15 protein-coding genes are annotated in these 26106 nt (G+C 55.4%); 4 read left to right on the top strand and 11 right to left on the bottom strand.

Annotated features, from left to right (window positions below):
- The first annotated feature begins 108 nt into the window (after nucleotides 1-108).
- Nucleotides 109-1020 carry a glycosyltransferase gene (locus Q31a_RS01815; RefSeq protein WP_145073125.1) on the top strand — a complete coding sequence of 304 codons (912 nt, stop codon included), beginning with the start codon at nucleotides 109-111 and terminating at the stop codon, nucleotides 1018-1020.
- On the top strand, nucleotides 984-1271 hold the full coding sequence (locus tag Q31a_RS01810) for a YidH family protein (RefSeq protein WP_145073122.1): 288 nt from the start codon (nucleotides 984-986) through the stop codon (nucleotides 1269-1271). Before Q31a_RS01815 ends, Q31a_RS01810 begins: the two co-directional genes overlap by 37 nt.
- 2207 nt (nucleotides 1272-3478) lie before the next feature.
- On the opposite strand, the gene Q31a_RS01805 is transcribed toward Q31a_RS01810, so the two are convergent.
- The 7 genes from Q31a_RS01805 to Q31a_RS01775 all read right to left on the bottom strand — a co-directional run bounded on the left by Q31a_RS01805 (nucleotide 3479) and on the right by Q31a_RS01775 (nucleotide 18026).
- Nucleotides 3479-4375, bottom strand: a complete 897-nt coding sequence (locus tag Q31a_RS01805) for a hypothetical protein (RefSeq protein ID WP_145073119.1) — start codon at nucleotides 4373-4375, stop codon at nucleotides 3479-3481.
- Nucleotides 4376-4433: 58 nt separating this feature from the next.
- Nucleotides 4434-5765: a M48 family metalloprotease gene (locus Q31a_RS01800; RefSeq protein ID WP_197356028.1), complete on the bottom strand. Its 1332-nt coding sequence runs from the start codon at nucleotides 5763-5765 to the stop codon at nucleotides 4434-4436.
- 38 nt (nucleotides 5766-5803) lie between these two features.
- The gene (locus Q31a_RS01795; protein ID WP_145073112.1) at nucleotides 5804-6487 is read right to left on the bottom strand and encodes a TIGR00266 family protein; all 684 of its coding nucleotides are present in this window, start codon (nucleotides 6485-6487) and stop codon (nucleotides 5804-5806) included.
- A gap of 146 nt (nucleotides 6488-6633) precedes the next feature.
- Nucleotides 6634-6855 carry a hypothetical protein gene (locus Q31a_RS01790; protein ID WP_231691026.1) on the bottom strand — a complete coding sequence of 74 codons (222 nt, stop codon included), beginning with the start codon at nucleotides 6853-6855 and terminating at the stop codon, nucleotides 6634-6636.
- Nucleotides 6856-7050: 195 nt separating this feature from the next.
- Entirely contained in the window at nucleotides 7051-7947 is an 897-nt protein-coding gene (locus Q31a_RS01785) for an EamA family transporter (RefSeq protein ID WP_145073106.1), read from the bottom strand.
- A gap of 25 nt (nucleotides 7948-7972) precedes the next feature.
- A complete protein-coding gene (locus Q31a_RS01780) occupies nucleotides 7973-12079 on the bottom strand; it encodes a glycoside hydrolase family 10 protein (RefSeq protein ID WP_145073101.1) in 4107 nt (1368 codons plus the stop codon).
- Nucleotides 12080-12230: 151 nt separating this feature from the next.
- Complete coding sequence (locus Q31a_RS01775) at nucleotides 12231-18026, bottom strand: PVC-type heme-binding CxxCH protein (protein WP_145073097.1); 5796 nt, start codon at nucleotides 18024-18026, stop codon at nucleotides 12231-12233.
- Nucleotides 18027-18422: 396 nt separating this feature from the next.
- Between Q31a_RS01775 and Q31a_RS01770 the strand changes: the two genes are divergently transcribed.
- Together Q31a_RS01770 and Q31a_RS01765 are read left to right on the top strand one after the other, a co-directional pair.
- Nucleotides 18423-19145 carry an ABC transporter ATP-binding protein gene (locus Q31a_RS01770; protein WP_145073094.1) on the top strand — a complete coding sequence of 241 codons (723 nt, stop codon included), beginning with the start codon at nucleotides 18423-18425 and terminating at the stop codon, nucleotides 19143-19145.
- The gene (locus tag Q31a_RS01765) at nucleotides 19145-20716 is read left to right on the top strand and encodes an ABC transporter permease (protein WP_145073092.1); all 1572 of its coding nucleotides are present in this window, start codon (nucleotides 19145-19147) and stop codon (nucleotides 20714-20716) included. The genes Q31a_RS01770 and Q31a_RS01765 overlap by 1 nt, the downstream gene beginning before the upstream one ends.
- 240 nt (nucleotides 20717-20956) lie before the next feature.
- On the opposite strand, the gene Q31a_RS01760 is transcribed toward Q31a_RS01765, so the two are convergent.
- The 4 genes from Q31a_RS01760 to metX all read right to left on the bottom strand — a co-directional run bounded on the left by Q31a_RS01760 (nucleotide 20957) and on the right by metX (nucleotide 26100).
- Nucleotides 20957-21730 carry a nitrilase-related carbon-nitrogen hydrolase gene (locus tag Q31a_RS01760; RefSeq protein ID WP_145073089.1) on the bottom strand — a complete coding sequence of 258 codons (774 nt, stop codon included), beginning with the start codon at nucleotides 21728-21730 and terminating at the stop codon, nucleotides 20957-20959.
- Between the two features lie 386 nt (nucleotides 21731-22116).
- The gene (tnpA, locus tag Q31a_RS01755) at nucleotides 22117-22581 is read right to left on the bottom strand and encodes an IS200/IS605 family transposase (RefSeq protein WP_145073086.1); all 465 of its coding nucleotides are present in this window, start codon (nucleotides 22579-22581) and stop codon (nucleotides 22117-22119) included.
- Between the two features lie 710 nt (nucleotides 22582-23291).
- Nucleotides 23292-23756 (bottom strand): IS200/IS605 family transposase, encoded by a 465-nt coding sequence (gene tnpA / locus Q31a_RS01750; protein ID WP_145073083.1) that lies wholly within the window; start codon nucleotides 23754-23756, stop codon nucleotides 23292-23294.
- A gap of 559 nt (nucleotides 23757-24315) precedes the next feature.
- Entirely contained in the window at nucleotides 24316-26100 is a 1785-nt protein-coding gene (gene metX / locus Q31a_RS01745; RefSeq protein ID WP_145073080.1) for a homoserine O-acetyltransferase MetX, read from the bottom strand.
- Nucleotides 26101-26106: the final 6 nt, after the last annotated feature.

The following is a 26106-nucleotide window of genomic DNA, read 5'->3' as shown; positions in this document are numbered from 1 at the left end:
TTTTGGTGTCGGACACCTTTTTCCGGGCAACCCGTAAATTAAGCATTTGACAATGCACTAGCTTCGCGTGCGCGGCCACGATCTCCATTCACCCCACAGGCGACGAAGATGTTTGTATCTGGATTCACGATTGTGCGCAATGCTGTGCAGTACGACTATCCGGTCGTCGAAAGCATTCGCTCGATATTGCCAGCGGTCGACGAAATGATCGTTGCGGTAGGCAATAGCTGCGACGCAACGCGGGAATTGATCGAGTCAATCGGAAGCCCCAAGATACGCATCATCGACACGGTGTGGGACGATGCTCAGCGGCGCGGTGGTACCGTGCTGGCGCAGCAAACGAATCTAGCTTTGGCCGAGTGCACTGGCGATTGGTGCTTTTACATCCAGGCCGATGAAGTCGTGCATGAACAGGACTTAGCTCGAATCCAGGCCACCATGCGCAGGTACGAACATAGCCCATCGGTGGACGCGATCAGCTTTCGCTACCACCATTTCCGGGCAGATTATGGAATTCGCGACCCACTCCCGTACCGCCGTCAAGTTCGCATCGTTCGCCCCCAACGTGGAATCCAATCGGTCGGCGACGCTTGCGGGTTCGGGCGCGGCGACCACAAGCTGAAATCCGTATCCTGCGGAGCCTGGATCTATCACTATGGCTACGTCAAACCGCCACAAAACATGGCTGCGAAGAACAACTATTTCCAAAGCCTATACGATGGTCGCATGGTGACTCCCGGCGAAGCCAGCGAAGCGCGGGAGTATGCTTGGAATCTGCGAACCTGCGAAGCGTTTCAGGGAACACATCCGCAAGTGATGAACCAGCGAATCGCGAACAAGAACTGGGAAACGCCTCCAGCAAAACTCGTCTATCGGTGGAGAAACCCTATCTACTGGCAGGGCCTGCTCTATAAGAACACTCGCACATTTCGGCGGATGTCCCAATTCCCAAGGCAATTACTATCAGCCCTACGAAGCCCCTCATGCCTGCCAACGAACAACGCCAAACAAGCGAACTAAGCCTCAGCGATCACCTCGCCTGCGAACGAACGCGATTGGCAGGAGAGAGAACTATGCTGGCCTACCTACGCACCGCCCTCGGGCTCATCGCAGGTGGCTGCACGCTCCTCCAACTCTTCCCAAATCAGCTCCACATGCAGATTCTAAGCGTGTGCCTGTTGGTGGTCGGAGTGGCTCTAGGAGCGATCGGAGTCGAGCGTTTCAAGACGGTCCGCGCGCAGCTTAGAAAGCTCATGGACGGCTCGCAGTAAACCGCAGCGACAGCCCCCTTTGGAGAAAGCTGTCAGGACTCATTGTTGCGATGCTGAGGCGGTTTTGCTGGCGGCCATGTCAACATGCACGACAGCGGTGCATGTGTCCAGCACACGTACCAACACCGAAATCACCCGTACAGAATCGTGACAACTTCCCTCCCTCGGAGAAAACGAATCACCACATTCCACCGGTGGAGATACATCGAACTCTCTAGGATCGCTGCCCCAAGATGGCGTTGGTCGTTCTTCAGCAAAGTTAACAGTCGTTGATTCCGCCAGGACGAGCCCGAAACGGAGAGCCGATGGTAAGGACCGTGGAGAGTGGTAGCCGTCAGTTGTTACCCTGCCCGGACAAGCCGGACGGAAGCGATAGAGTCAACCTTGCCCACACACAAGTAGCGACGTCCCTCTTCAGCTTCCGCCGGGCTTGCCCCGGACCGGAGCGCACAACTGGTGGCTACCAGTGAGCGCCCCACACGCGGCCAACCGGCCTCCGTTACGGGCTCGCCCCGGCGGAGCAAGCGTCCTTACTGCATTGAAGAAAAGGCACCAGGACTCATTGTTGCGATGCTGAAGCGTTTTCGGTTTCGTCCATGTTACCATGCACTACAGCGGAGGACGCACCCAGCTGAGTTCTAAGACCGAAATCCCCCGCCAAACACCTTCACACTCCGACGGAGAAAGCCGATTGTGAAATTGCAAGTTGAAAAGTAAAATTGGTTGAGTTCGCTTCAACTTACCCTCACTTTTACAATTTCCACTTTACCTTTTTCAATTGCTTATCTTACATAAGCCTACACGTACTGTAATCCTGCAATAGCGAGTGAAGAAAAGGTACCAGCGAAGAAAACCCGCATCACCACATTCCACCGGTGCAGATACATCGAACTCTCTAGGATCGCTGCCCCAAGATGGCGTTGGTCGTTCTTCAGCAAAGTTAACAGTCGTTGATTCCGCCAGGACGAGCTCGAAACGGAGAGCCGATGGTAAGGACCGTGGAGAGTGGTAGCCGTCAGTTGTTACCCCGCCCGGACAAGCCGGACGGAAGCGATAGAGTCAACCTTGCCCACACACAAGTAGCGACGTCCCTCTTCAGCTTCCGCCGGGCTTGCCCCGGACCGGAGCGCACAACTGGTGGCTACCAGTGAGCGCCCCACACGCGGCCAACCGGCCTCCGTTACGGGCTCGCCCCGGCGGAGCAAGCGTCCTTACTGCATTGAAGAAAAGGCACCAGGACTCATTGTTGCGATGCTGAAGCGTTTTCGGTTTCGTCCATGTTACCATGCACTACAGCGGAGGACGCACCCAGCTGAGTTCTAAGACCGAAATCCCCCGCCAAACACCTTCACACTCCGACGGAGAAAGCCGATTGTGAAATTGCAAGTTGAAAAGTAAAATTGGTTGAGTTCGCTTCAACTTACCCTCACTTTTACAATTTCCACTTTACCTTTTTCAATTGCTTATCTTACATAAGCCTACACGTACTGTAATCCTGCAATAGCGAGTGAAGAAAAGGTACCAGCGAAGAAAACCCGCATCACCACATTCCACCGGTGCAGATACATCGAACCCTCTAGGATCGCTGCCCCAAGATGGCATTGGTCGTTTTTCAGCAAAGTTAACAGTCGTTGATTCCGCCGGGACGAGCCCGAAACGGAGATCCGATGGTAAGGACCGTGGAGAGTGGTAGCCGCCAGTTGTTACCCCGCCCGGGCAAGCCGGACGGAAGCGATAGAGTCAACCTTGCCCACACGCAAGTAGCGACGTCCCTCTTCAGCTTCCGCCGGGCTTGCCCCGGACCGGAGCGCACAACTGGTGGCTACCAGTGAGCGCCCCACACGCGGCCAACCGGCCTCCGTTACGGGCTTGCCCCGGCGGAGCAAGCGCCCTTACTGCATTGAAGCAGAAAACGATATCCCTGGCTTGTCCCACCCCACGTTTTACCTCGTGCCAAACCGCACATCCCAGCCCCACTCGCTATGCAGAGGCCTGTTCGTCATCAGTCGCAGTCTCAACACCTCGACTAGCCGGCTTAGGAAAAACCGCAAGTAAAAGGCGATTCGAGAAGAAACCCCGCAGCAGCATCCTCCACCGGAGCAGAGGGGGCGAAATCTTTGTCAAGATGTTGTGACCGTGACAAAAAACACTGGCTAGCAGATTCGCTTCTAAGGTTGATCGGCTATCCAACTAACTCAACAAAAAACCTAAAATTCAATAAACTCCGCGCGAATTCCGCAGCTTTCTGATCCAATGACATAAATCACTCCCAAGGGTGCGTAGCCGAGTTCCCTTCCACCTAAAACGAAAGACAAACGCTCTGCCTCATCTTCTGCAATTGGGCTGCTCTGGTCTGCAAATTCCCAAACTTGCTCACTCTGGGCGTAAATAGTTGGGATCGTAGCAATAATACATTCGTCTTCCGTAAGAAGCTCACCCAAACCTCCTGGTGGATCTATGGGAAACATTCCGATTTGTAGAGCCAACGGTTGCAAGAAGAAGTCCAGGTCAACTACAAATTTACCGCTTGGAAGATTAACGCTACTTATTTCGGAACCATCTTTTGCGGACCACGAAGGAAAAGTTGGCGTTCGCCAGCGGTACCATGCGTACAGGCAGGGCTTCAACGATGTTGCGTGGAATTCAGTACTGGTATTCACCGGGTGTTTTTCGTCAAGTTTTACCCACCGACAAACTAACTCTTCACCCGATTCTGGTTCGCCAAAAACTTGAAGAATATCTGTTTCAACAAACTTGCAAATATCTCTGGAAAAACGAAAATCTAACTGCGCGATAAGAGGCAGGGGTTCACCGTTCCGTCCAATGGCACCTCCGCCAGAAATTGGTTCACCACCAAGTTGCGTATACAACGTTCTGGGAAAGCTTGGCTTTGTCCCAAGCAGAAATACGTCACTCCATTGATGCGAGCCAATTTTTAAGTGATCTAGTACAAGTTGGCGGACAAAGTCGACCAAGCAGGCGTCGTACGGTCCCTTAATCGAATTAATCGCAAATAGTTGCTTGTCAACCAAATGTGCGAGGATCTGCTCCTGCTGGCTTCGAAATTTTCCTGCGCCAATTTGATACTCAAAAGATTCTCCCATCGCTCCCCCTTGCTGAGAAGGTCTCCCCTCACACCCAGCCGGGCCCCTAGTGCAGAAGCTAGGCTAATGAGCGTCGTATACTCTGTTCTATCTCACCACGATTGTACCAGAGATACAAGATTCGGTTCCGTAGGGGTGGATGGACATCACCGGTCCTGGCCGCCTCCTCTGGCAAGCGAAACAACAATTCCGTTGGTCGCGATTCGAGCAAGTCAATCAATCGGTGCAATTCATTTTCCGAAAAATGAATCTGCTGGGGATCACGCAGCAGAGATTCCCAGGGGAGTCGTGGCAAGGTCTGCAAAGCTTCAAACATCTGCCGCTGCTCGGCGAGTTGATCTTCGACATTTTGCTCCGATTCACTGTCTCGCAAGTAGCGGTAGAAGCCGCCTAGCGAAATTCCACTCTCCTTGCGAGCGTGTAGTTTCAGCGAGCGTTCCACCGCTTTCTCCAGCTCTTCGCGAGATGGATTTCCGTATGGAATCGCGGCTTGAACGGCTTCCACCACTGACCGGGCACTCATACTTCCATGCTGCGTCGCCTGCAATGCCTGATGGTGAATTTCCATCTGCGTCTCGGCATCGATGCCGATCTTCAGCAAACCGTTGATCGACACATGCACTCCATGCACATGCGCGCCGAGATCGTCACACAGGTACTCGATCGTTTCGCCATGCTTGGACCATAGCAAGCCGGTGATCTTCCAGAAACCCGATGCACAAGCGAAAGAGATGATCACACTAAAAAAGCTGGACATACCCGTCCACTGGGCCACGATCAACCCGACCATACCGCCCAGCAAAAATGTCAGTGCTAGGAAGCGACTGTTGACGAGATAGTATTTGTAGTAGTGCCCCAATTCATGTCCCATGATATCCTGCACCTCCTGGGGATCGAGGCGGTGCAGAATTTGTCGATTGAGATAGATTCCGTTGAGCGATTTGAAAAACGCGCCCAGCCCCAAGCGAACGGCACTGGCATTGAGCGATTTATCGGCCGTGATATAGACCGGTACGCGTTCATCGGGCAAGCCGAGTTGTCGCAACGTATCGCGTTGGAGTCGTCGCAAAAGATGCTTGTCGAACTCGCCAAATCGAGTGTCCTCCTTCAGGTCATCGATTTCCTTCTTATTCTGTGCCCAGAGCTTCATCAGCTCCATGGTCGGCGGTCCGACCATCAAGCCGATAGCCACGGCCGACAACAACGGCTCATTGATGATTCGCTGCCAGTCGATCAAGAACGCGGCCCCGGCCACTGCGACCATCTGGGCGGTCACCCATAGCCAAGCTGAGCGATTGGCACTCTCCAGCTTGGAAAGCAAATCGGAGCGACGTGGAGCCTGGGTGGGCTGCTCAATGGCGAACCCTGGAACATATTCACCTGCTGCCATATCTTCCTCGAACGAAAGCCCCATCGACTGGCAGCTGACTAAAACGCTGCCTGGAATAGTTGAGTCAGCCAGCCACCACTCGGCTTAGCGCGCGTTTGGTAGAACAATCGGCCCGGCCCAGTGTAGCGATTCACCAAGCCTTCACCCGAGAACAGCGAATCCTTGAGCGTATCGGTGGCTTTCACCAATTGATACTCAATGGTATCGGTAAAGGCGACGACAAAGCGATTGTCGACATAGAACTTTTCCCCTGCGACCAAATCGCGTTGGATCAGCGCACCATAGCTTTGGCAGAAGACGGTTCCGGTGCCCGAGGCATGCAGTAGAAACAGCCCCTTTTTACTCATGACCCCTTTGATGCCGCCATACTTAATCTGCAGATCGCATTCACCAATGTTGGCCAGATACGATCCTCGCGTTAGATAGAACGACTCCTGATGATCGAGCGGCAGGGGCAGAATATCACCGTAGGTGTCGGGGGCAAGTGTCAGGGTCTGCCCAGGCTTCTTGGCAGAGAACTCGGCCGTAAAAAAATTCTCACCACCCAGCATGCTCTTAAAGCCACTCAGCTTGCCGGCTCCACGCCGCCCCATGGCTGCCTTCAACTGAATGCTACCGGTCATCGACAACATACTATCGGGCTGAGCGACCACCGTTTCGGCTTGGTCTAAATCAATCTCCAATATCGAAAACATCGGGTTGTGATTAATCCGATATTCCATTCTCAAAATCCATTCGAAAGGCGAGCGGGAAACATCCAAGGTTCCTCAGGGAACATTCAATCAGAATCGGAGGTAAGCCGATTCGACAGGAGTGATCTGTTGAATTCCGACTCTCACGGCGCTCGCATTCCGGTGTGCTGTGCCCTTTAATCCTCGATCCCAGGTGCAACACGCTGCTTCAAGATATAACCACCAAAGGAAATCACTGCGAGGATACCCAGGAAGATAAAGAGGGCTACCATCCGAGACACTCCCAGGATATCAGAGATCCCAGTGATGCAGATATCATAGATCACAATGCGGATAAACCATCCAATAATCCCACTAAAACCGCCACCACGGCGTCCGATCAAGATCCCGTTTTTCATCACCATATCCAGTATCAAATTTAGAATAATTTTATGAAAAGCCTACGCCCTCTAACCGTTGCAGGGCGCACTTTCGCTAATACTCGACGCATCAAGGTCGCGCAGAGCCGAATAACCTACGAATTCTAGCCTACAAATCCACTGTTTACATCGGTGCATTTTGGGAAAAACTCCAGGACGGTTAAATTCTAGTAATTACTGACTTAACCATACCACTCCCAGCAAAATGCCACAGATACACGCCAATTTGCCTTTCCAGTTCTTCTCTCCAAGGTGCAAGATCCCAAACAGAAACGGCACCAGAATGGAGGTTCTCCGGAGAGGGGAGATTACCGAAATCAGTGCCTCGGTGTCGGCCACGGCAGTAAAATAGCTGAAATCAGCGATCAGGAGAAAAACGGCTATCATCGGAATGGACCACCGCCACTGAAATGGATGCTGGCGCCGCTCGCGGAGCCACCAATGGACGGACAATGGCAGCATGACCGGGACCAAGTAGAAGGAAAACCAAGCTTGGACGACCGCCGGGGGCAAGCCCACTTGCTGCAATAAGTACTTGTCATACAGCGCACTTGCGGCTCCAAGCAAGGTGGCCAACACCATTAAGAGGACTCCCCGATCGCTGCGAAAGTGAATTCCTTCCCGTTTGCCGACTCTTGAAAATGCAATAAACGCAATCAAGATCAGCAGCATTCCACACCACTGGTTCGCCGTGGGGCGTTCGTGCATGGCCACCACCGCAAACGTTACGGTCCATAGCGGACTAGTGGCACGAATCGGAGTTGCTATCGAGATAGGCAGTCGTTTAATAGCAAACAACGCCAGCGTCCACGACATGCCCACGAGAAGCGATTTCGCCGCCAGCAGCAGGTGTCCCTGCAGGTCCAGCTCCACTAACGCGCGCTGCCAATCGGCCACTTCTGTAGGAAAGAGCCAAGCCCCGGCCGCCATTGGCCCCCACAGCAGGGCTGCCGTCAACACGTTGCACAGCAGAACCGGCGGAACCGCATTCTCTCGAACGGCTGCCTTCTTGGCGATGTCGTAGAAGCCCAGAAACAAGGCGGACAGTAGGCTCAGTACGAACCAGGACATTTCGTGGGACCAATCCTAGGAAGGCTTACCGTCGCCAACGATTGCGAAGCGCATCGCGCCACTGCTGAAGCACTGGCGGACTGCTGTTCCATTGCCCAGGTTTTCCAGATGCCGTACCACCGGATCGCGGCGAGACCCCGGCAGTCGCTTGGAGAGAGTCCATACTCACCGGCTTGAACTCAGAGAGATAGCGTCCCCAGTGGCTGTCGAGTAATTGCTCAGCCGCGTAGGGATTGCCCTCTGCCAAGCGTTCCTTGGCGACGAGCAATTGTCCGCGCATGTGAATACGCTCGTCGGGCTGTAGGCACGATTCGAAAATCTTGACATCGTCGACCCATATTTGACCTGGCCCGATTAACTCCACCGCTAAATGCAACTCGTTCAGCTCATCGACCGGCACATCGCCCACGAACAACTGCATGGGACGGCGTCCCCAGTCGATTGGCAAATTGCTGCGGCTCTCACTCAAACCGCCGAACTGCTGAGAACGCTCGTAACGGGCGCCATTGCTCTTGCGTCCCCAAACGCTGACACGCACCAGCAGCGGATCGCTCACCGCGGTAGTCCGCAACCACACGTCGATGGCCAGTCGACCGGTCGCAGGAGGTTGAAAACCGCGACTTTGAATCCACGCAGAGGCATCGCTCCGACCTCGACTCTCGATCCTCAGGCTCGACCGTCCACCATGTGGGAATTCGTCAGATCTCTGAATCACGACCTGGGGGAGCGTGGACACGTTCCAGCCGTGCGGCAGCCCATCATTGCCCCACGTTTCAAACTCGCCATCCACATTGGCGAGAACATTCTGCAGGGTTGGGTCGGCCGCCTGGGTAATCAACATTTCCAGCGTTTCAAGCTGACTGGCAATAGATCGAATAGCCTCGTTGGCGGGCGTGTTGCGAACCGCCAGCAATTCGAGTTCCGAGGATTGCACTTCGATGCCAGCTAGGCTGTAGGGCGGCATGACCATGACCCAAGTTTGATTGGCTGAAAGCGATTTCGCCTCAGATTGTTCGACTTCGAAGAGCACTTGAGAACCGGGCAGCACGCGTGGCTGCCCCTCAAAGCTGGGCGCCTTCACCGCCAGCTGAATGCGTTCCGACCACGGAGCATTATTGACCACTTGCACATAGTAGCGTCCCGCCTGCTCGCCATACCGCACCCGAATATTCGAGTCGCGAGCCTGGGAGTCCATCGGCTTTAGGGGAACCGAGGGGAGCGACGTTAGAACTTGGTAAACTCCCTTGGTCGCCTCCTCCTGCCCAAACAACGGGAGCCACCCACCCACGACCAATAGCGTGGGGTCCGCCTCGAAGACTTGGCCCACGATGTCTTTGGTCGAGAAGTCCCCGGGGCGTGTGGGCTGCGCGTAAACCCAGGCTGCTGCCAGCCCCTGAGGCGTTAGACTGGTACTCTCCGGCGAATTGCTCAGCGGCATCCCGTGCGTCGATTGGTGCAACAAGACGGAGGCTCTCTGGCTCTCCGGCAGACCATGCAATGCCCGGGCTGCTGCCAATTGGCGAATCCAGTCCTGAGAATTGACCGAATCGACCTGCTGGTCCAACTGACCACGCAGCAACTCCACCGATGGTAGGTTGGCCAAGCGCTGCGGCGAGATACCTTGCGCCAGGAGGAAATCGGCTGGCTGACGCAGTATCTGGTCGGGTTGGAAAAATTCATACGCTTCGGGAGACTCTTCCCAAAGCCGACTGGCGTTCAAATACAGCTTGGCTTTTGGATTGGCTCGCACCAGGGGCGCACTGAGCTTAGTGAAGAAATTGGTCAGCTCCTGAGCACGCCAATTGAGGTAACCTTGGCGAATTGCACCGGTGGAGAAAACCGCTTCGAGCGATTCGACCTTCGGTAAATTTGCCTGGACTTCCCGTTGGTACTCGGCCAAGCTGCGATCGTTGTATCCCCACCGATCCCCTGCGAACAACAGCTGAGAATTCCGATCCAACTGCAAGGAGATGCCAGCCAGGGAAGGGTGTGAACCATACCGCTCGGCCAGTTCGTTGATCACAGCCACCAATTCCGCTTGGACTCTCGAGTCGAGTGGGTTGTAGCGCCGCAAGCTTCGCCGCGAGGAACCCTGCTGGGCTCGATACTCCGACCGGTCAAAGGTACGCTGAACCATCTCCTCCATGGCTTGAGGGTCATCCAGCCAACGATTCAAACCGGGCAACTCCGTGTCCAAATTCAAGGCAAGTACTACGTAGCGACCGTCGCGATCACAATGCCGTAGCAAGAGTTCGACGGCATCTTTGATGGTCTCCGAGCGACTGTCCGAATAAAAGGTTCCGTTGTCGAAGCGAGCGGTCGGCTGCAGAACTTGACTTGGGTAGATTGCCCCGCCATCCTCAAAGACCTTGATGACAACCGTATTCGCGCCCATCCAAGTCATGTACTGACTTAAATGCTCCACCGCAGAATGCCAAGTATCCCAACTCTCGAAAACGCGGCCCGTTAACGGGTCGCGTTGCCTCATCGCTCCGAGGCCATCTGCCAACAATGGTTTATCCAAGTACACGCCGACCTTGCGAACATCAGTGGCGAACGGAGTCGCTGGAATGGCACCTCGCTCCAAAGCCGACTTCTCTAAGGTCACACTACAGACCGATGCATCCAGCGTCTCGCTGGGATTGGCTAGAAGCGCATATTGCTCACTCGTCCCCGGCCAAAAAATTACGTCATGGGTAACTAGCTCTTGAGTCGAATTTGTTTCCCGCGGGTGAATTGTCAGCCCTGAATCTTCGTTGAGCGATGAATACTCACCTGCCGCGTTGGGATTCCGCATACTCACAGCCAACTTCATCGGTTGGTCCGTGGGAACCCGCACCCGCAAGCGATGCGGTACACCTTCTTCGAGATTACCAAGGGGAATCGCCAACCAAGCTCCCGGTGCAATGGTGAGACATTCCCCGGGCTGCTCCCCAGCGACCGACTCAGCTGCCCAATGACGACTTCCTAATCGTCCATGACTCAACGGTTTGCTGGTCACACTGGCCAGCGGGTTGTAGCTCTGCAATTTGGCCGACATGCCCGACAGTGCCTTAGGCTCCCAAGCGGACAGCAAGTCTGCTGGCATGATCCAAGCCAGGCTTCCAGGGCGACTAGCAAGAAGTGCATCGATCTCCCCGACCAATTGCCAATCGACAATCTTCTGCGCCGAACTACCCGCATCGAATACCACGAGGTCAACGCGGCGATTAAGCTCCGCAGAGGTGCTCACCAAGGCACTTACGAAAGTACTGCGATGGAGCGTCAATTCGAGCTGGTAGCCACCTGCCACTTGGGGAATCTGAAGATCGAGTTCAGTAGCCACTGGAAAGCTACCGGTGGCATCAAGCTGCACGCGCGTCTGCGAAGCCTCAGACGCCAGTCCACGCGAATCCACAAACCTTGCCCGCAATTGATACTCGCCCGCAGGTAACCCGGTACGGTAACCCGAAACCGTCGGCTTCCACGCTTCCCCCGCATCAAAAATCGGTTGCTCTCGTCCCGTGTTCACACGCAGCCGATCATATGCCTGGCGTTCCACGGCCAGCCGTGCTCCACGATCGTCGAGCGACCGTATCCAGTTCCCACTCAACAGTTCAGCAAGCGTGGCAGAATGCTCCACAGTTCCTCCGGTCACCGGATCATTCAGCTTTACGGTCATTCGCGTCGACAGCGTACCCGAGACGCGCACGTCCATTCCGCCGAACGGTGAGGGACTGTAGGGAGATATTTCGAGTTTGGTGAGCGTCGCTTCTCGAACCTTCGCGATCGAATCGGGTTGCAGGCTCAAATTGCGTACTAGCCGCAGCGTTCCGCGATCGACTTCGACAGATCCCGCATAGCTGCGCGAGACATCACCACCCCAGACAATCCGCAGATCGCACTGAACCGCTGTATTACCTTCCACGTCCTGAGCCAGCAGAGCGCCGAAGAGTTGGAATCCGAGCCCAGCTTGCAAACCAAGTGATAGTGCCCACAGTGCTAGCATGACACACACGCCACTCCGCAAGCCTCTCCCCACGGTCAGGGCAAGGGAATGCCTGATGCATGCCAAGCATCTTGGCAGCGAAGTGGGGGAATTCGGTGAATTCGCCAGGTCAGCCACATTGGGACATCCGTGTCCACCGAGCATCGTTTCAATTCTACTTAGATTGTTGGAGAATTTTCAGCATCGAAACATCCTCCCCCGTCTATCGGGAAGAACGCCGTGGGCGGTTGTACCAAACTCCTTGCAAACTTCCCACAGCGATTTCCATCCATTGCTAGCAAAGGTGAGGGAAAGCCTACTCCCCCTCTGCGTCGACTAGCTCCAGCACGACGTTCCGAATCCGCACCTCGGTCGGGCCGCCTGAATGCAGTTGGATCGCGAACACTCCCGCTCGAGCGCCCTTAGGATCGTCCAGATCGACGCACAGGTTGCCATTGAGGCGCGTGCGAATGTGCGAACCGACGGCCTCCACTTCATAGCGATTCCACTGACCAGGCTTCAAATGTGCTTCACCGCTCTGATCCCACAGCAAACCCCGTCCATGCTCTTCATACAACTTGCCCCACCATCCCTGGCCGACATCCGCCTGATACCCCTCGACCGATCCGCTCTCATGCGAGCGACTGCGGAACTGGATACCGCTGTTGCCTAGATTTTCCACCAGTTGGATTTCCAGGGTGAGCCGGAAGTCGTCCGCAGCTAGATCGCTCACCAAGAACTCATTAGTCTTCAGGCCACTACTCTTACCCACCAACTCCCCGTCGACCACGCTCCATAACTCGGGATTGCCGTTCCAACCACTCAGATCAGTGCCGTTGAAAAAAGTGGAAACATTCTCGCTGGTGGCGCGGATCGGAGTTTGTTGCTTGCTCCTCAAATACTCCAGCAGTGAGCGGATCTCGTGATCCGAGAAGGGAAGCAGTTGGTTCTCGGGCATCATCGATTGATCGCTTTCGCGGCGTTCTTCGATTTCCACCTTGGGTAGCACCACCATCGCATCGGCGGTCTGCACGGTAACTGCATTCTCCGTTTCACTACGGACGATTCCCGTAATGACTTGACCGCTGTCGGTTAAGAAAATGGATTGTCGATATTCCTTGGCCATCACGGCGCTGGGATCGACGATATTCTCAAGCAGGTAGTCGAGATTGGAGCGATTGGAACCGGTCAGATCTGGCCCCAGCTTTTCCCCGACACCATACAACATATGGCAGCGTTGGCAGGTTTTGGCAAACATCGCTCGGCCCAGCGGCAAATCGGCGGGCGGCAGGCCGGAGTCTGCCACTAACTCTTTGTAAATCTGAATCTGCTCCAACTTCTCTACCGAACTCTTTCGAACTTGGCCCCATACCTGCGGCAGCAATTCAGCAACCGTTGCATCATTCAAATATTCCAACTGGCGTGCCAAGTCGGCTGACAGGTCGGTAGCGGGAATCCGTTTCTCACCGATCTCCCTAAGCAGTGCTTGGGCACTTGAGGCGCGACTACAGAGGGTTGCAATGGCCGCGCGTCGCTGCACCTCTGTCATCCGCGGATAGGCCTTCAACAGGCTAGCTGCGATATTCGGTGCATCGTATTGCGACAATCCTCGAATGGCCGCTTCCAACAAGGGAGCGGGTACCGCCGGGGAATCGACCAATGTCAGCATCGTATCACGAAGTGAAGCCTCACCCGCGGCCAGCAGAGCCTCCAAGGCTTGAAGTCGGCTTTCGACGGCGGCCTCCTGCGATTGAACAATGTGCGACAACTCGCGCGATGCGTTGGCGTCGCCAAAGAGCACTCCGATGGCCGCAGCTTGCCGAGCCACTCGCGGATCGCCACCCTGCGATAGCCGTGTGTAGGCAGCGGGCCAAGCTGCTGGCATCGACGATTGCCGTTGCCCAGCTAGCGATGCGCGGATGGCCGTCAGGAACGTTTGTTGAATCGATGGCTCATCGGCCTTGCTCAGGGCGGCAACCATCCGATCGACAGCCTGCGTACCACCTGAGCCTGCCACGCGCCGCAACATGAATTCCCGCAGTTTTGGAATTTGCTCACCGGCCGCCATGCCCAGCGCCAAAGCGCGGTCGGGGTCCACGTCCGCTAGCGGTTCCATAGCGTACCAGTACATCAGTGGCAAGTTATGATCTTTGGCATCGACAGCATGGGCAACCAACCCTTCCACAATCTCCCAACGCTGCTCCACTGGCAAGCGATAAAGGGCCGAGGTGATTGCTCGACGCACCACGGGAGATTCATCGGCGCGAGCCAATTCCGCCAGTTGCGAGAACATCGCGGCAGGCAGCTGATCCCGGCGTTCTTCGAGCATTAGGCGCAGCGCCCAACCGCGTACATGCGGGCTGGTGTCTTGCAGCAACTGAGCGAACATGGCGTCGTCCGAAGTACCAATCGCATGCCGCGCCCAAAGAGCTCGCAAACGACGTTCATCAGCTTCGTGATGCAACGCAATATCGACTAGACGCTCAATTGCCTCCCTGGAAATCTTGCGTACAGCCGCCCGCTCTTGCAGCAAGCGTCGCGAGTGGCGAACAAACCAATCATTGGGATTCAAGCAGTGTTCCGCCAACTCTAGGTCACTGAGCTTCGTCAAATCAACTTGGACAGCAGGCTGTGTTCCATAATTGATTTTATAGATTCGTCCATTGCTGCGATCATGCACCTCCACCTCTTTGCGATGGCAGGCCTGCATGTCATACCAATCGATAAAGTACACCTGCCCATCGGGACCGTACCGCATGTTGAGGATCTGCGAGGCTTGATCGCCAGTCAACAAGAAATCGGGAGCGTGGTGTCCGACGTACCCAGATCCCTCGGGGGCGAGTAAATCGACGTTCAGACGCTGACCGTGGATGTTGTTCATGAAAAGCGCGCCCGTGTACTCCGACGGCCATGCTCCCCCTTGGTAGATCATGGCACCCGCATGCGCATGTCCGCCCCCAGCCTCATCCGATTTGCCATTGCCGCTATGCGGCGTGGCGCCCAAATAATGCAAGTGATCAGCGATCGTTTTGATATCGTCGTAGGTATGCGGGTTGAAGTGCTGACCGGCTTGACGCTGATACCTTGCACCGGGAATCATGTGATACAGGTGGGGGATGACACACGCCGTGATAAAGGCTTCTCCGTGCTCATTGAAATCCACCCCCCATGGATTGCTAGTTCCATGAGCAAACACTTCGAACTCGTGACGCTGGGGATGGTAACGCCAGATCCCTGCGTTGATCGGTGTGCGATCTTCGGCAGCGGTTCCTGGCTTGCCAACTTTGGAATGTGTAAAGACTCCATGGCAACCATACAACCATCCATCCGGTCCCCAGCAGAAGGTGTTTAAGGTTTCGTGCGTATCTTCATAGCCCCAACCGTCGAGCAAAACTTGTGGTTCGGAGTCAGCGACATCATCTCCATTGGCATCCGGAATAAAGAGTAGATAGGGTGCTGCTCCCACCCACACTCCACCAAAACCAACCTCCAGGCCACTCACTAAGTTCAGCCCTTCCGCGAAGACCTTTCGCGAATCCAAGCGTCCGTCGCCTGTCGTATCTTCGAACACCAAGATGCGATCGCGACCGGTATCTCCGTCCGCCCGCTGCGGATACTCATAGGCTTCGGCGATCCAAACTCGCCCACGATCGTCGAGGGCCATTGCGATCGGTTGTTTGACATCGGGTTCGGCCGCACAGACCGTGACACTAAACCCTTCGGGAACCTTCATAACGCTCGCCGCCTCTTCGGCGGACAGATCACCGTACGGGTACTCATCATTGGTTAACTGGACAGCTGGAGGGGTCACAGCCGCCGGGCGTCGCGCGTGAAAGCGGAAATGATCAAAATTTACATGCCCCCAGCCACCACGGCTCTCGTCGACAATTCGAAGGAACATTTCTCCATTTTGAACCCGCCGCAAGTCCACCACCACTCGTTCCAGATTCTCGCTGTTCTTTCCGCGAGCTATGTAAAATGGCTTTTCCTCTCCCACACCCCATAGCTCAACTCGAGTCGCTTCCGAGCTTCCGCCCCCGAGCAGGAACGTGGCGTAGCGAGCTGGCACGGAGAACGGTGCGGAGGTCAATGTTCCAGTCGGTTCATCGCCATGTTTTTCGAAACCACCGATCCAAAACTCACCGTGATGTCGGCTACTCATGTCATTGCGGCGTTTGGAAACCGTATCTCCCTGAATGGGTTGATCGGCGAAGGCATCTCCCGTAGCGGTCCAATCGGAAAGGTCCCCCGACTCAAAGTCAAGATTTAGGACTCGGCCCTCGCGGTTGCGAGCAGGAACTCCACCATCGGCATCTGGGAAGATCTCTCCTGGAGCGCGGAATCGAATGAAGTCGATCCCTAGCATGTAGCCTTTCACGGCCTTGGGATTTGCACCCACGATTTCGAAGGAGAGCGTGTGCTTGCCCTTCTTCAGCTCGGGAGTGTCTAGCGAGAGGAGACCGGTGGTTACCACTTGCGCGTCGTAGCAATCCAGGGGCGCGTCCAGGGGTTGTCCATTCAGTTGTATTTCTACAATTCCATAATCTTTGGCACAGGTAAGCGCCAATTCGACTGCTGCCACTTCCTGGAACGCATCGAGCTCAAGGGTCAACTTGTCTCCTGGCTTAGCGCCCGTCCACCACAGTTGACTGTTACCGCTCCAACGATCACCGGAGAAAGAGCCCATGGGTTGCGCGCGGGTGGTTCCGCCCGTCACGGTCGCTTTTACCTCTTCGCCTTCAATGGCCTGGAACACTTTTCCGTCGGCAGCAATGGGAGAGCGCGGGCCACGCTTGGCTCTGGCCCCCTCGACGGTTGCCAATTTAGGTCCGTCGTAGACTTTTGGCTGCCGCTTGGCCCACTCTTCACGAGTCAACACCACCGGTTTTTGGAGCATCACGTTGGCGCCCAGCATTCCACCGGTGGCCACGTCGAGGACTCCGTCGGAATTGATGTCGGCAATGGTCAACTGTCGACCTATTCCCGCATCGGCGTCGACCAAATACGGGATCCAATCCACCCCATCTTCGCCTTGCACGAGTTTGAACCAATACACCACAGCGCCCGCATCCCACATGGGGCTCTGCTTGTGGTGAGACCAGTAGGTCTTGCCAGTCACAATGTCCTGCAGACCATCCCCATCCATATCCGCCAACGCCACGCTATGCAGCTCGCTGAAGACAACTCCATATTTATTTTCCGATGGGTGTTGTCCTACGATCGTGTGCCGCTTGAACTCGATTTGTACCCCCTCACCGATCTGCTCGTACCAGGACAGTCCAAAATCGTGAGCCGCTTCACTGGTGATGACATCGCTGTCTCCGTCTCCATCCACATCGTAGGCATACATTTCAGCACCTCCGTAGGAGGACGAGAAATTCACCTCGTGCGTTTGCCAACGGCCAGAAGTCGGATCGCTAGCGGGTTGTTCGTACCATCCCTTGGAGTGCAAAAGGTCAATGCGTCCATCACCATTGACGTCTCCGATCCCCAGGCCATGCCCGAACCGCGACGCAGCAATCTGTTCAGAAATAGGATGAAAAGACCAAGCGTCTAGAGGATGCTCCCAATCGATCGTGGCGAATCCGAAAAATCCATCGCGGGTGCAGATCAATTCGGGGCGCTCATCACCGACAAGGTTGGCAAACTGCGGCGATTCGTTCGACACCCAATCGATGACTTGGTGTTTCTTCCACGGCTGGGAGTTAGCGGCTGAATTCGCCTCGTGTCCTGGGTTTTCGTACACATAGGCAGGTGTACCGGGAAAACCAACCACGAACACATCCGCAGCGCCATCTTGATTGAAATCGTAGATCCACGAGAAGAAGTTATCCGCGTACTTATCCGTCGGCTGCGGCTGAGGTGAGTAAATTTCATGTTTATCGGTAAAGGCTGGCCCGGCAAACCAGTAGGGCCCGTAGACGATATCGAGAGATTCGTCGCCATTGATATCCCCGACAGCCACACCTTCGGAGTAATAGATGTCGGTAAGCTCCTGGCGACTAAAGTCGCGTCCTACAAAATCCTCGGCGACAACGGGTGAATACCGTGCAGAGAGTGCGCAGGTAAGTAGAATGAGACCCAAGAATGGGTGTCGAAGAGAGTTTTCCATAATTGTGAAACTTTGGTGAGATCGTGGGGAAGGATTCTAGCAGGCCGCGTATCTAGGATTGAGCCGATAACAATTGTCGGATTTGAAAAGCGGGAAGTCTATCCCACACTTTCCACTGCTGGCTCCTAAGTGGTCAATGCTTTGGGAGCAGAAAGGACCTAAAACGGTTTCGCACTAGCCCGCCAGCGGCTGACTCAGTCGACCATCCGCCATGGGCGCGAACTCACTATTGTAACTAAAATTCACGGCACTTCGTGGCGATCCCCGCAAAGTCATTCTCCTTGGCGGAAAGTTGCGAAGATTCGATGGGACGAGCGGCCTCGCACACCCGCGGACGGTCCTCCCCAGGAAACATACCACTTTCCCAACGGTATTTTTTAGCCAACTAGGATTCCCATGCCCGCTGCTGCAATCGTCGCTCAATCGCTCAGCAAAAACTACGGCGGCACCGATGTGGTGTGGGCGGTGAAAGACCTCTCGCTGCGGGTTGAGAGGGGGGAACGCGTCGCCATCGTAGGAAAAAGCGGTTCGGGCAAATCGACTCTGCTCAACCTACTTGCCGGTATGGATCACCCTACCGCCGGTGAATTGACCGTCGCCGGCCGCAATCTGCACCAATCGACTCACCAGGAGATGGCGCGCTACCGCCTTGAAACCGTGGGGGTCGTCTTCCAAGCATTTCAACTGATTCCCCAACGCACAGCTCTGCAAAACGTCGAATTGCCTCTCCTGCTCGCTGGTATCCATCGGCAGCAGCGCCAAGCGCGTGCCCGCGAGGCGCTGGCACAAGTTGGCCTCTCCCACCGCCTCACCCATCACCCCTACCAACTCTCTGGTGGGGAGCAACAGCGGGTGGCCATCGCTCGGGCGCTGATCCATGCCCCACAGCTCGTCCTAGCCGATGAGCCGACGGGAAATCTCGATTCCGCCACATCGGACGATATCGTTTCGCTCCTCAGCAAACTATGTGAAGAGCAGGGGACAACCCTCCTGCTCGTAACCCACGACGACGACGTGGCTCGACGGACTTGCCGCCGTACGATTCGCATGAGCGATGGCCGAATCTGCCCTGCGGATTCCACACCGTCTCCACTCCAACCTCCTGAACGGACCCATTGATGCGCGCACGCGATATCCTCATCATGGCGGCTCATAATCTATGGAAGCGTCGCGTTCGCAGCGCGTTGAATCTAATGGGTGTCGTGGTCGGTTGCGTCGTCCTACTCATGACCGCTGCTGGAGTTGCGGGTGTCAAAGATGCGATCCACGCACTCTTTGATGCCTCGGAAGCAGCGCGACAAATTGGCATCCTGCCCGATCCCAATGCCAACCAGCATCCACCCGATGAGGAGATCCAGGTGGTTGGAGAAATGAGCGATGAGCGTCGCGAACGGCTTCAGCAAAGACTAGCAAATAATTGGTACGCTGCGCATCGGCACAACCTACCGCGCCTCCTCACTACGGAGCAAGTGGCGGACATCGAACGGCTACCGCACGTCGAGAGTATTGTTCCGGATGTGTACGTCGACTGCTCGGTACAAATCAGCGACTCGGAGCCTATCGCCGATGGCTTGTCAGGGATCGACGTTGCTAGCAGCCTGATTTCCGGACGGATCCTTACTGGTGAGATGATCAATCCAACCGCGACCGAGCCCTCCGAAGCGCTCTTGGATGAATTCTTAGCGTACAAGCTAGGCTATCGCAGCGATGCGGAACTCAACGAGCTGCTGGGGCAAATCTTGCAAATCGAGTACACCAAGTCGCCCAGCCAGGGCAAGAACACGATTCAAAGCGTTCTGATGGGGACCAGACAGTTCACACTACTCGACTTTACCAACGACGGTAAGCTGATTGAAGCCCTCAACACTGTCGTCAAGGAACTCGACGTCACTTCGCTATCGGAAGAGCAAAAACAATTGGTTCAGAATCTCATGACGTCGCCCGAACCAGATCCGCTTCCGCCAGCCCCTACCACCACCTCCCTACAGTTTCGAATCTCTGGCATTGTGCGCGACAGTTCCAGCGACACACTGTCCCAGCTGTTCCGAGGACATTATCAAGGTGCATCAGGCGGCATTTTGATTCCCAACAAAACCGCCCAAGCGATCCATTTGGGACGAGCTACGGACGCCAATTTCTACGGCGCCATCGTCACCGTCGATAGCACCCAACAGCTTTCCCAAACCGGCGAGGCACTGCAGGAGCTCGGATTCCGCGCCATGTCTGCGGCGCCAATCCTGGAGAGCATCGATCGAAGCATTGATGAAAGTGGCTGGGTCGTCCTGGGTATTGCCGCCGCCATCCTTGTCACTGCAGCGATTGGGATCTCCAACACGCTGCTAATTTCCGTTTTGGAACGAACGCCTGAGTTCGGCATCCTCAAGAGTGTCGGTGCTACCGACGGCACACTGCTGTCGCTGATGGTCTGCGAAGGCGCCTTGCTCGGGCTCTGCGGCGCTGTCCTATCGATCGCGCTGAGTCTGTGCCTTGCCCTTGCCGGTCACGGATTGATCGAATTGTATGTTGAGAGCCGCCTCAACGCCGACTTGGTAGCCTCCCTTTTTCGGTTCTCCCCTTGGTCAATGCTTTTGGTCACCTGCCTCTCCATCCTGCTCTGCATTGCCGCCAGTATCGCTCCAGCCTGGCGAGCTGCCAGACTAGACCCCATCGTTGCCATGCGACGCAGCTAGTACTGCATTGGCACCAAGGTGAAACTATCCTTGGCGCAGCTCCATCTCTCTGCAAGCCGTCGAATTGAAGGCGTTCTTAGTTTTGACGCGGGGGCGCACTGCCCAGCGTTGCCCTGTCTCGGCAAACACCCGTCCTTGCTCAGGCGGGGGAGCTGCGATTTCAGCAAGCCGGCTGAAACGGGTTAGCTGCCTAAACTCCAGCTGCCGAACGATTCGGTGCATGCTGGAGCGTGATGCGATTTAGAGTTGCATGTCGCGAAGTGCAGGAAAGGACTCGCGCCACTCCCGTACCGCTGCCACGTCAATGTTCGCAGTCACCACCTGCTCTTCGGCAGCGGCTTCGAACAATTGAACTCCCTGCTGATCGAAAGCGGTGCTGCGACCATCAAACTTGAGGTTGGGCTCCGCACCACTGCGATTCACCCCCACGACTGCTGCCAAATTCTCAATGGCGCGTGCCTGCAGCAGCCGCACCCAATGCTCCGATCGCACAGATGGCCAACAGGCGATCACGACAATCAACTCAGCCCCAGCGGCCACAGGCAAGCGGAACAACTCTGGAAACCTGAGGTCATAGCAAATGAAGGGAGAAACCGTTACCCCCTGCCATTGAAACGTCGCGAACTGGCTGCCGGCTCGATACTTTTTGTCCTCGCCCGACATCGAAAAAGGCTTCTGTTTGACATACCGCACCAACTCTTGGCCAGCTGGTGAAAACACAACGGCCTCATTCGTCGCCATACCGTCCGACACCGGTCCAACCACCCCTCCCATCACGGCACAATCGTACTCTGCCGCCAGCTCACGCAGCAGAGCTTCGCTGGCGCGTGAGGAATCCTGAGCCGTCACCGATAGATTCATACTGAACCCAGTGGCGAACATCTCGGGAAAAACAATCAACGAGCCAGGGGCAATCGAAGAGGCAGCGAGCAGCGCGCGAGCCTTGGCATAATTGGCCTCGATATCCTGCCAAGCCATGTCCATCTGCACTGAGACTACCGACAAATTCGTCATTGCTATTCCTTTGAGCAAACATGTGGAACGGCCTAGCCCTCCAGGCCTGTGTAACAAGGCTTTCTATCATAAGTGCAGATGCCTGGCATCGCCCGCTGCGGTCCTACCCAGACCGATTCGTTGTACTCAATCGCCCCTCCCCCCTTCGCCTCAAGAGGCAAGGAACATTCGGTACGGTTGTTCGGTACGGTTGTTTGTACGGTGTTTTGTACGGTGTTTTGTGCGGTGTTCTGTGCGGTGTTCTGGCGGTTGTCCTGCGAGCACGCTCCGTGCGGCACGTGCATAGGCCCTTAATCGCGAAGCGATGGCATGCGGTAGCCTGGGACGCAAGTCCCAGGAACGGTGGCACCAACATCGAATAGTCGCAAAGCGACGGCATGCGCGGATCACCTTACGATCTCCAATTCGAAAACGTATTGCGGATCATATTCGATTGCGTGTTTTGCGAGAAAACCAAGATACTCCGTTTCGAAAGTATGCTTTTGATGATGCTCTCTTTGGTTGGCGAGGTATTTCTTAACTGCATCAACCATCGATTGGCTAACGGAAAACGCACCGTAACCGCGTTGCCACTCAAATTTCCCTGTGAGTTTTCGTTGTTCGTTGATCCATTTCGACGAATTCGCTTTAAGCAGTTGCACCGTTTTTGAGATCGCAAACTCAGGATGAATTCGCAGCAGCAAATGGACATGATCCTCTATGCCGCCCGCTTTCAAGAGCGTTGATTTATGCTCTTTCACGATGCCACCGATGTAGGCGAATAAATCGTCCCGCCATGCGTCGCCCAGACAGGGTTTTCGAAACTTCGTCGAAAAGACAACGTGTAGCAATATCCCGTGGTGAGTCGACATGGGAGGTCTCCTGTCGTCGCTTCGCGACTACGTAATCGTGCCATTGGGTACCTGGGACTTACATCCCAGGCTAACACATAGCGTCGCTTCGCGACTGGGTCGATTCGGGGCTGCGCTCAATCCGTAAGTGAATGGAGAAAGGCACCCGGCATTTGCATCCCAAGCTAACACATAGCGTCGCTTCGCGACTGGGTGGATTCGAGGCTTCGCTCAATCCACAAGTGAATGCAGAAAGGCACCCGGCATTTGCATCCCAGGCTAACACATAGCGTCGCTTCGCGACTGGGCGGATTCGAGGCTGCGCTGAATCCGCAAGTGAATGGAGAAAGGCACCCGGCATTTGCATCCCAAGCTAACACATAGCGCCGCTTCGCGACTGGGTGGATTCGGGGCTGCGCTGAATCCGTAAGTAGCTGGCTGACATCGCCCGCTGCGGTCCTATCCAGACCACTGCGTTGTGCTCAATCGCCCCTCCCGTTCGCCCCAAACGGCAAGGAACGCTCTGTACGGTGTTCTGTACGGTTGATTTGTACGGCTGTTCTGTACTGTGTTTTGTACGGTTGTCCTGTGCGGTTGTTTTGCGAGCACGCTCCGTGCAGCACTTGCAGAGGCCCTAAATCGCGAAGCGATGGCATGCGGTAGCCTGGGACGCAAGTCCCAGGTACGGCGGCACCAACATCGAATAGTCGCAAAGCGACGCCATGCGCGGATCACGTTACGATCTCCAATTCGAAAACGTACTGCGGATCGTATTCGATTGCGTGTTTTGCGAGAAAACCAAGATACTCCGTTTCGAAAGTATGCTTTTGATGATGTTCTCTTTGGTTGGCGAGGTATTTCTTAACTGCATCAACCATCGATTGGCTAACGGAGAACGCACCGTAACCGCGTTGCCACTCAAATTTCCCCGTGAGTTTTCGTTGTTCGTTGATCCATTTCGACGAATTCGCTTTAAGCAGTTGCACCGTTTTTGAGATCGCAAACTCAGGATGAATTCGCAGCAGCAAATGGATGTGATCCTCTATGCCGCCCGCTTTCAAGAGCGTTGATTTATGCTCTTTCACGATGCCACCAATGTAGGCGAATAATTCATCCCGCCACGCGTCGCCCAGACAGGGTTTTCGAAACTTCGTCGAAAAGACAACGTGTAGCAATATCCCGTGGTGAGTCGACATGGGAGGTCTCCTGTCGTCGCTTCGCGACTACGTAATGGGGGCATTGGGTACCTGGGACTTACATCCCAGGCTAACACATAGCGTCGCTTCGCGACTGGGCGGATTCGGGGCTGCGCTCAATCCACAAGTGAATGGAGAAAGGCACCCGGCACTTGCATCCCAAGCTAACACATAGCGCCGCTTCGCGACTGGGTGGATTCGAGGCTTCGCTGAATCCACAAGTGAATGGAGAAAGGCACCCGGCACTTGCATCCCAGGCTAACACATAGCGTCGCTTCGCGACTGGGCGGATTCGAGGCTGCGCTGAATCCACAAGTGAATGCAGAAAGGCACCCGGCATTTGCATCCCAGGCTAACACATAGCGCCGCTTCGCGACTGGGCGGATTCGAGGCTGCGCTCAATCCACAAGTGAATGGAGAAAGGTACCCGGCACTTGCATCCCAGGCTAACACATAGCGTCGCTTCGCGACTGGGCGGATTCGAGGCTGCGCTGAATCCGCAAGTGAATGGAAGTAAGCATTGGAGACTATCGCATCGCCGCGGCCGGAAGCCCAACCGCTACTGTTCTGCGGACTTCGCTCTACTAAACAACAGGATGGCGAGGTCCGCATTGAGGTTGGGATCTTCACTAGCAAGCACTTCACGCCCATCTTGGGAATCAAGGTAAATCGCTTGATGGATCGTGGCCTGCTTGGCTGCGCACAAATCTTGCACATCCGCGATGCTCGGAAACCGTCGATTGGGTGTGTTGTACCACTCATAGTCATACAATCCCGAGGCGCGTGGAGAACGCCCGCGGCTGACATAGTCTTCTCGCAGCGCCTTATGTGCAAAATTCTGAAAAGCCACCACGACGAATTTTCCAACGCGCAACATCTCTTCCATGAGCGTCTCGATATTGGCCACCATCTGCAACGTCTCGCTGAGGATCACAAAATCAAACTGCTGGTCGATGAAGGCCGGTAGCCCTTGATTCAGATCGTAGTCGATAATATTCAACCCTCGGGCTGCCGCCGCATGAATACCATCTTGAGCGACCTCCACTCCGACCAAGTGTTCATGACCACGCCGGCGCAGCTCGGCGAGCAAGCCTCCTTCGCCACAGCCCAGGTCCAGTACCGATGCGCCGGGCGGTATCAATCTTAAGATCAACTTTTCCGCCTCCGTCGTCTCCGGTGCAGGAGGATGCGTCTCCGAAAACCGAGCCCGAATGAGCGGCGCATACTGATCAATATCGGCATCGATCAGAAAGGCGTCGTGCCCAGCGATCGTGGTAATCTCAGCATAGGTTACCGGTTTATCGAGTGCAGTGAGCGCGTTGACAATATCGCACGACTGCTCTGAGGTGAACAACCAATCACTACTGAAGCTGATGATCAAGAAGTCGCAATCGCAATCGTCAAAGGACTCCATCAACTCCAACCGGGAACTCCCCAAATCCATCAAGTCCATAGCCATGGAAAGCGTGATGTAGCTGTTGGCGTCAAAGCGTGTCGTGAACTTCTGCCCCTGGTGTGCCAGGTAGGACCCCACGCTGAATCGCTGTTCGAAGGAGGAGGTAATGTGCCTCGGATCATGACGATCCGGATCGAACTTACTATCCATCGCTGCACTCGATAGATAGGTAATATGCCCCAGCATACGGGCGATCGCCAATCCAGTACTTGGCTTCTGCGCCTGGTCGTAGTATTGCCCATTGGCAAAGTAAGGATCGGTTTGAATGGCATTCCGCGCCACGACATCAAACCCGAGTGCTTGCGAGGTCAACCGCGAGCTAGTGGCAATGGCGATGCAGTGCTTCGTCGACCGCGGATAGCGTGTGACCCAGCTGAGCGCTTGGTGTCCGCCGAGGGAGCCTCCCACGATCGCGTGCCAGCGGGCGATCCCCAAATGGTCGGCCAAGCGTCGCTGCACATCGACCATGTCGTTGATGGTGATGTCCGGAAAATCGGCACCAAAAGGACGTGGCGCAGCCTGCGGTGACGTGACGGGCATCAGATCGCTGGGGCCCGTCGAACCACGACAGCCGCCCAACACATTGGGACAGACCACAAAAAATCGGTCGGTATCAATGGGTTTCCCAGGCCCGATCAACCGCTCCCACCAACCTGGTGCATCGTCGGGGCCATGTGAGGCGGCGTGGGAATCTCCCGACACCGCATGGCACACTAAAATGGCGTTGGAAGCATCCGCGTTCAGACTCCCCCAGGTCTCGAAAGCACAGGTCACTCGAGGCAGGGTGCCCCCCAACTCAAGCGTGATCGGCCCATCGAAGGTCACGCTTTGGAGATGCGTCAGTGGACCTTCGATTCGTGCGTCATCGGTACTGGTTAAGTCAGTCATGGGTGC

The organism is Aureliella helgolandensis, assembly GCF_007752135.1.
GTDB classification, from domain to species: domain Bacteria; phylum Planctomycetota; class Planctomycetia; order Pirellulales; family Pirellulaceae; genus Aureliella; species Aureliella helgolandensis.
Note: the sequence above shows the minus strand (reverse complement) of the source record. Positions and strands in the feature narration are given on the sequence as shown.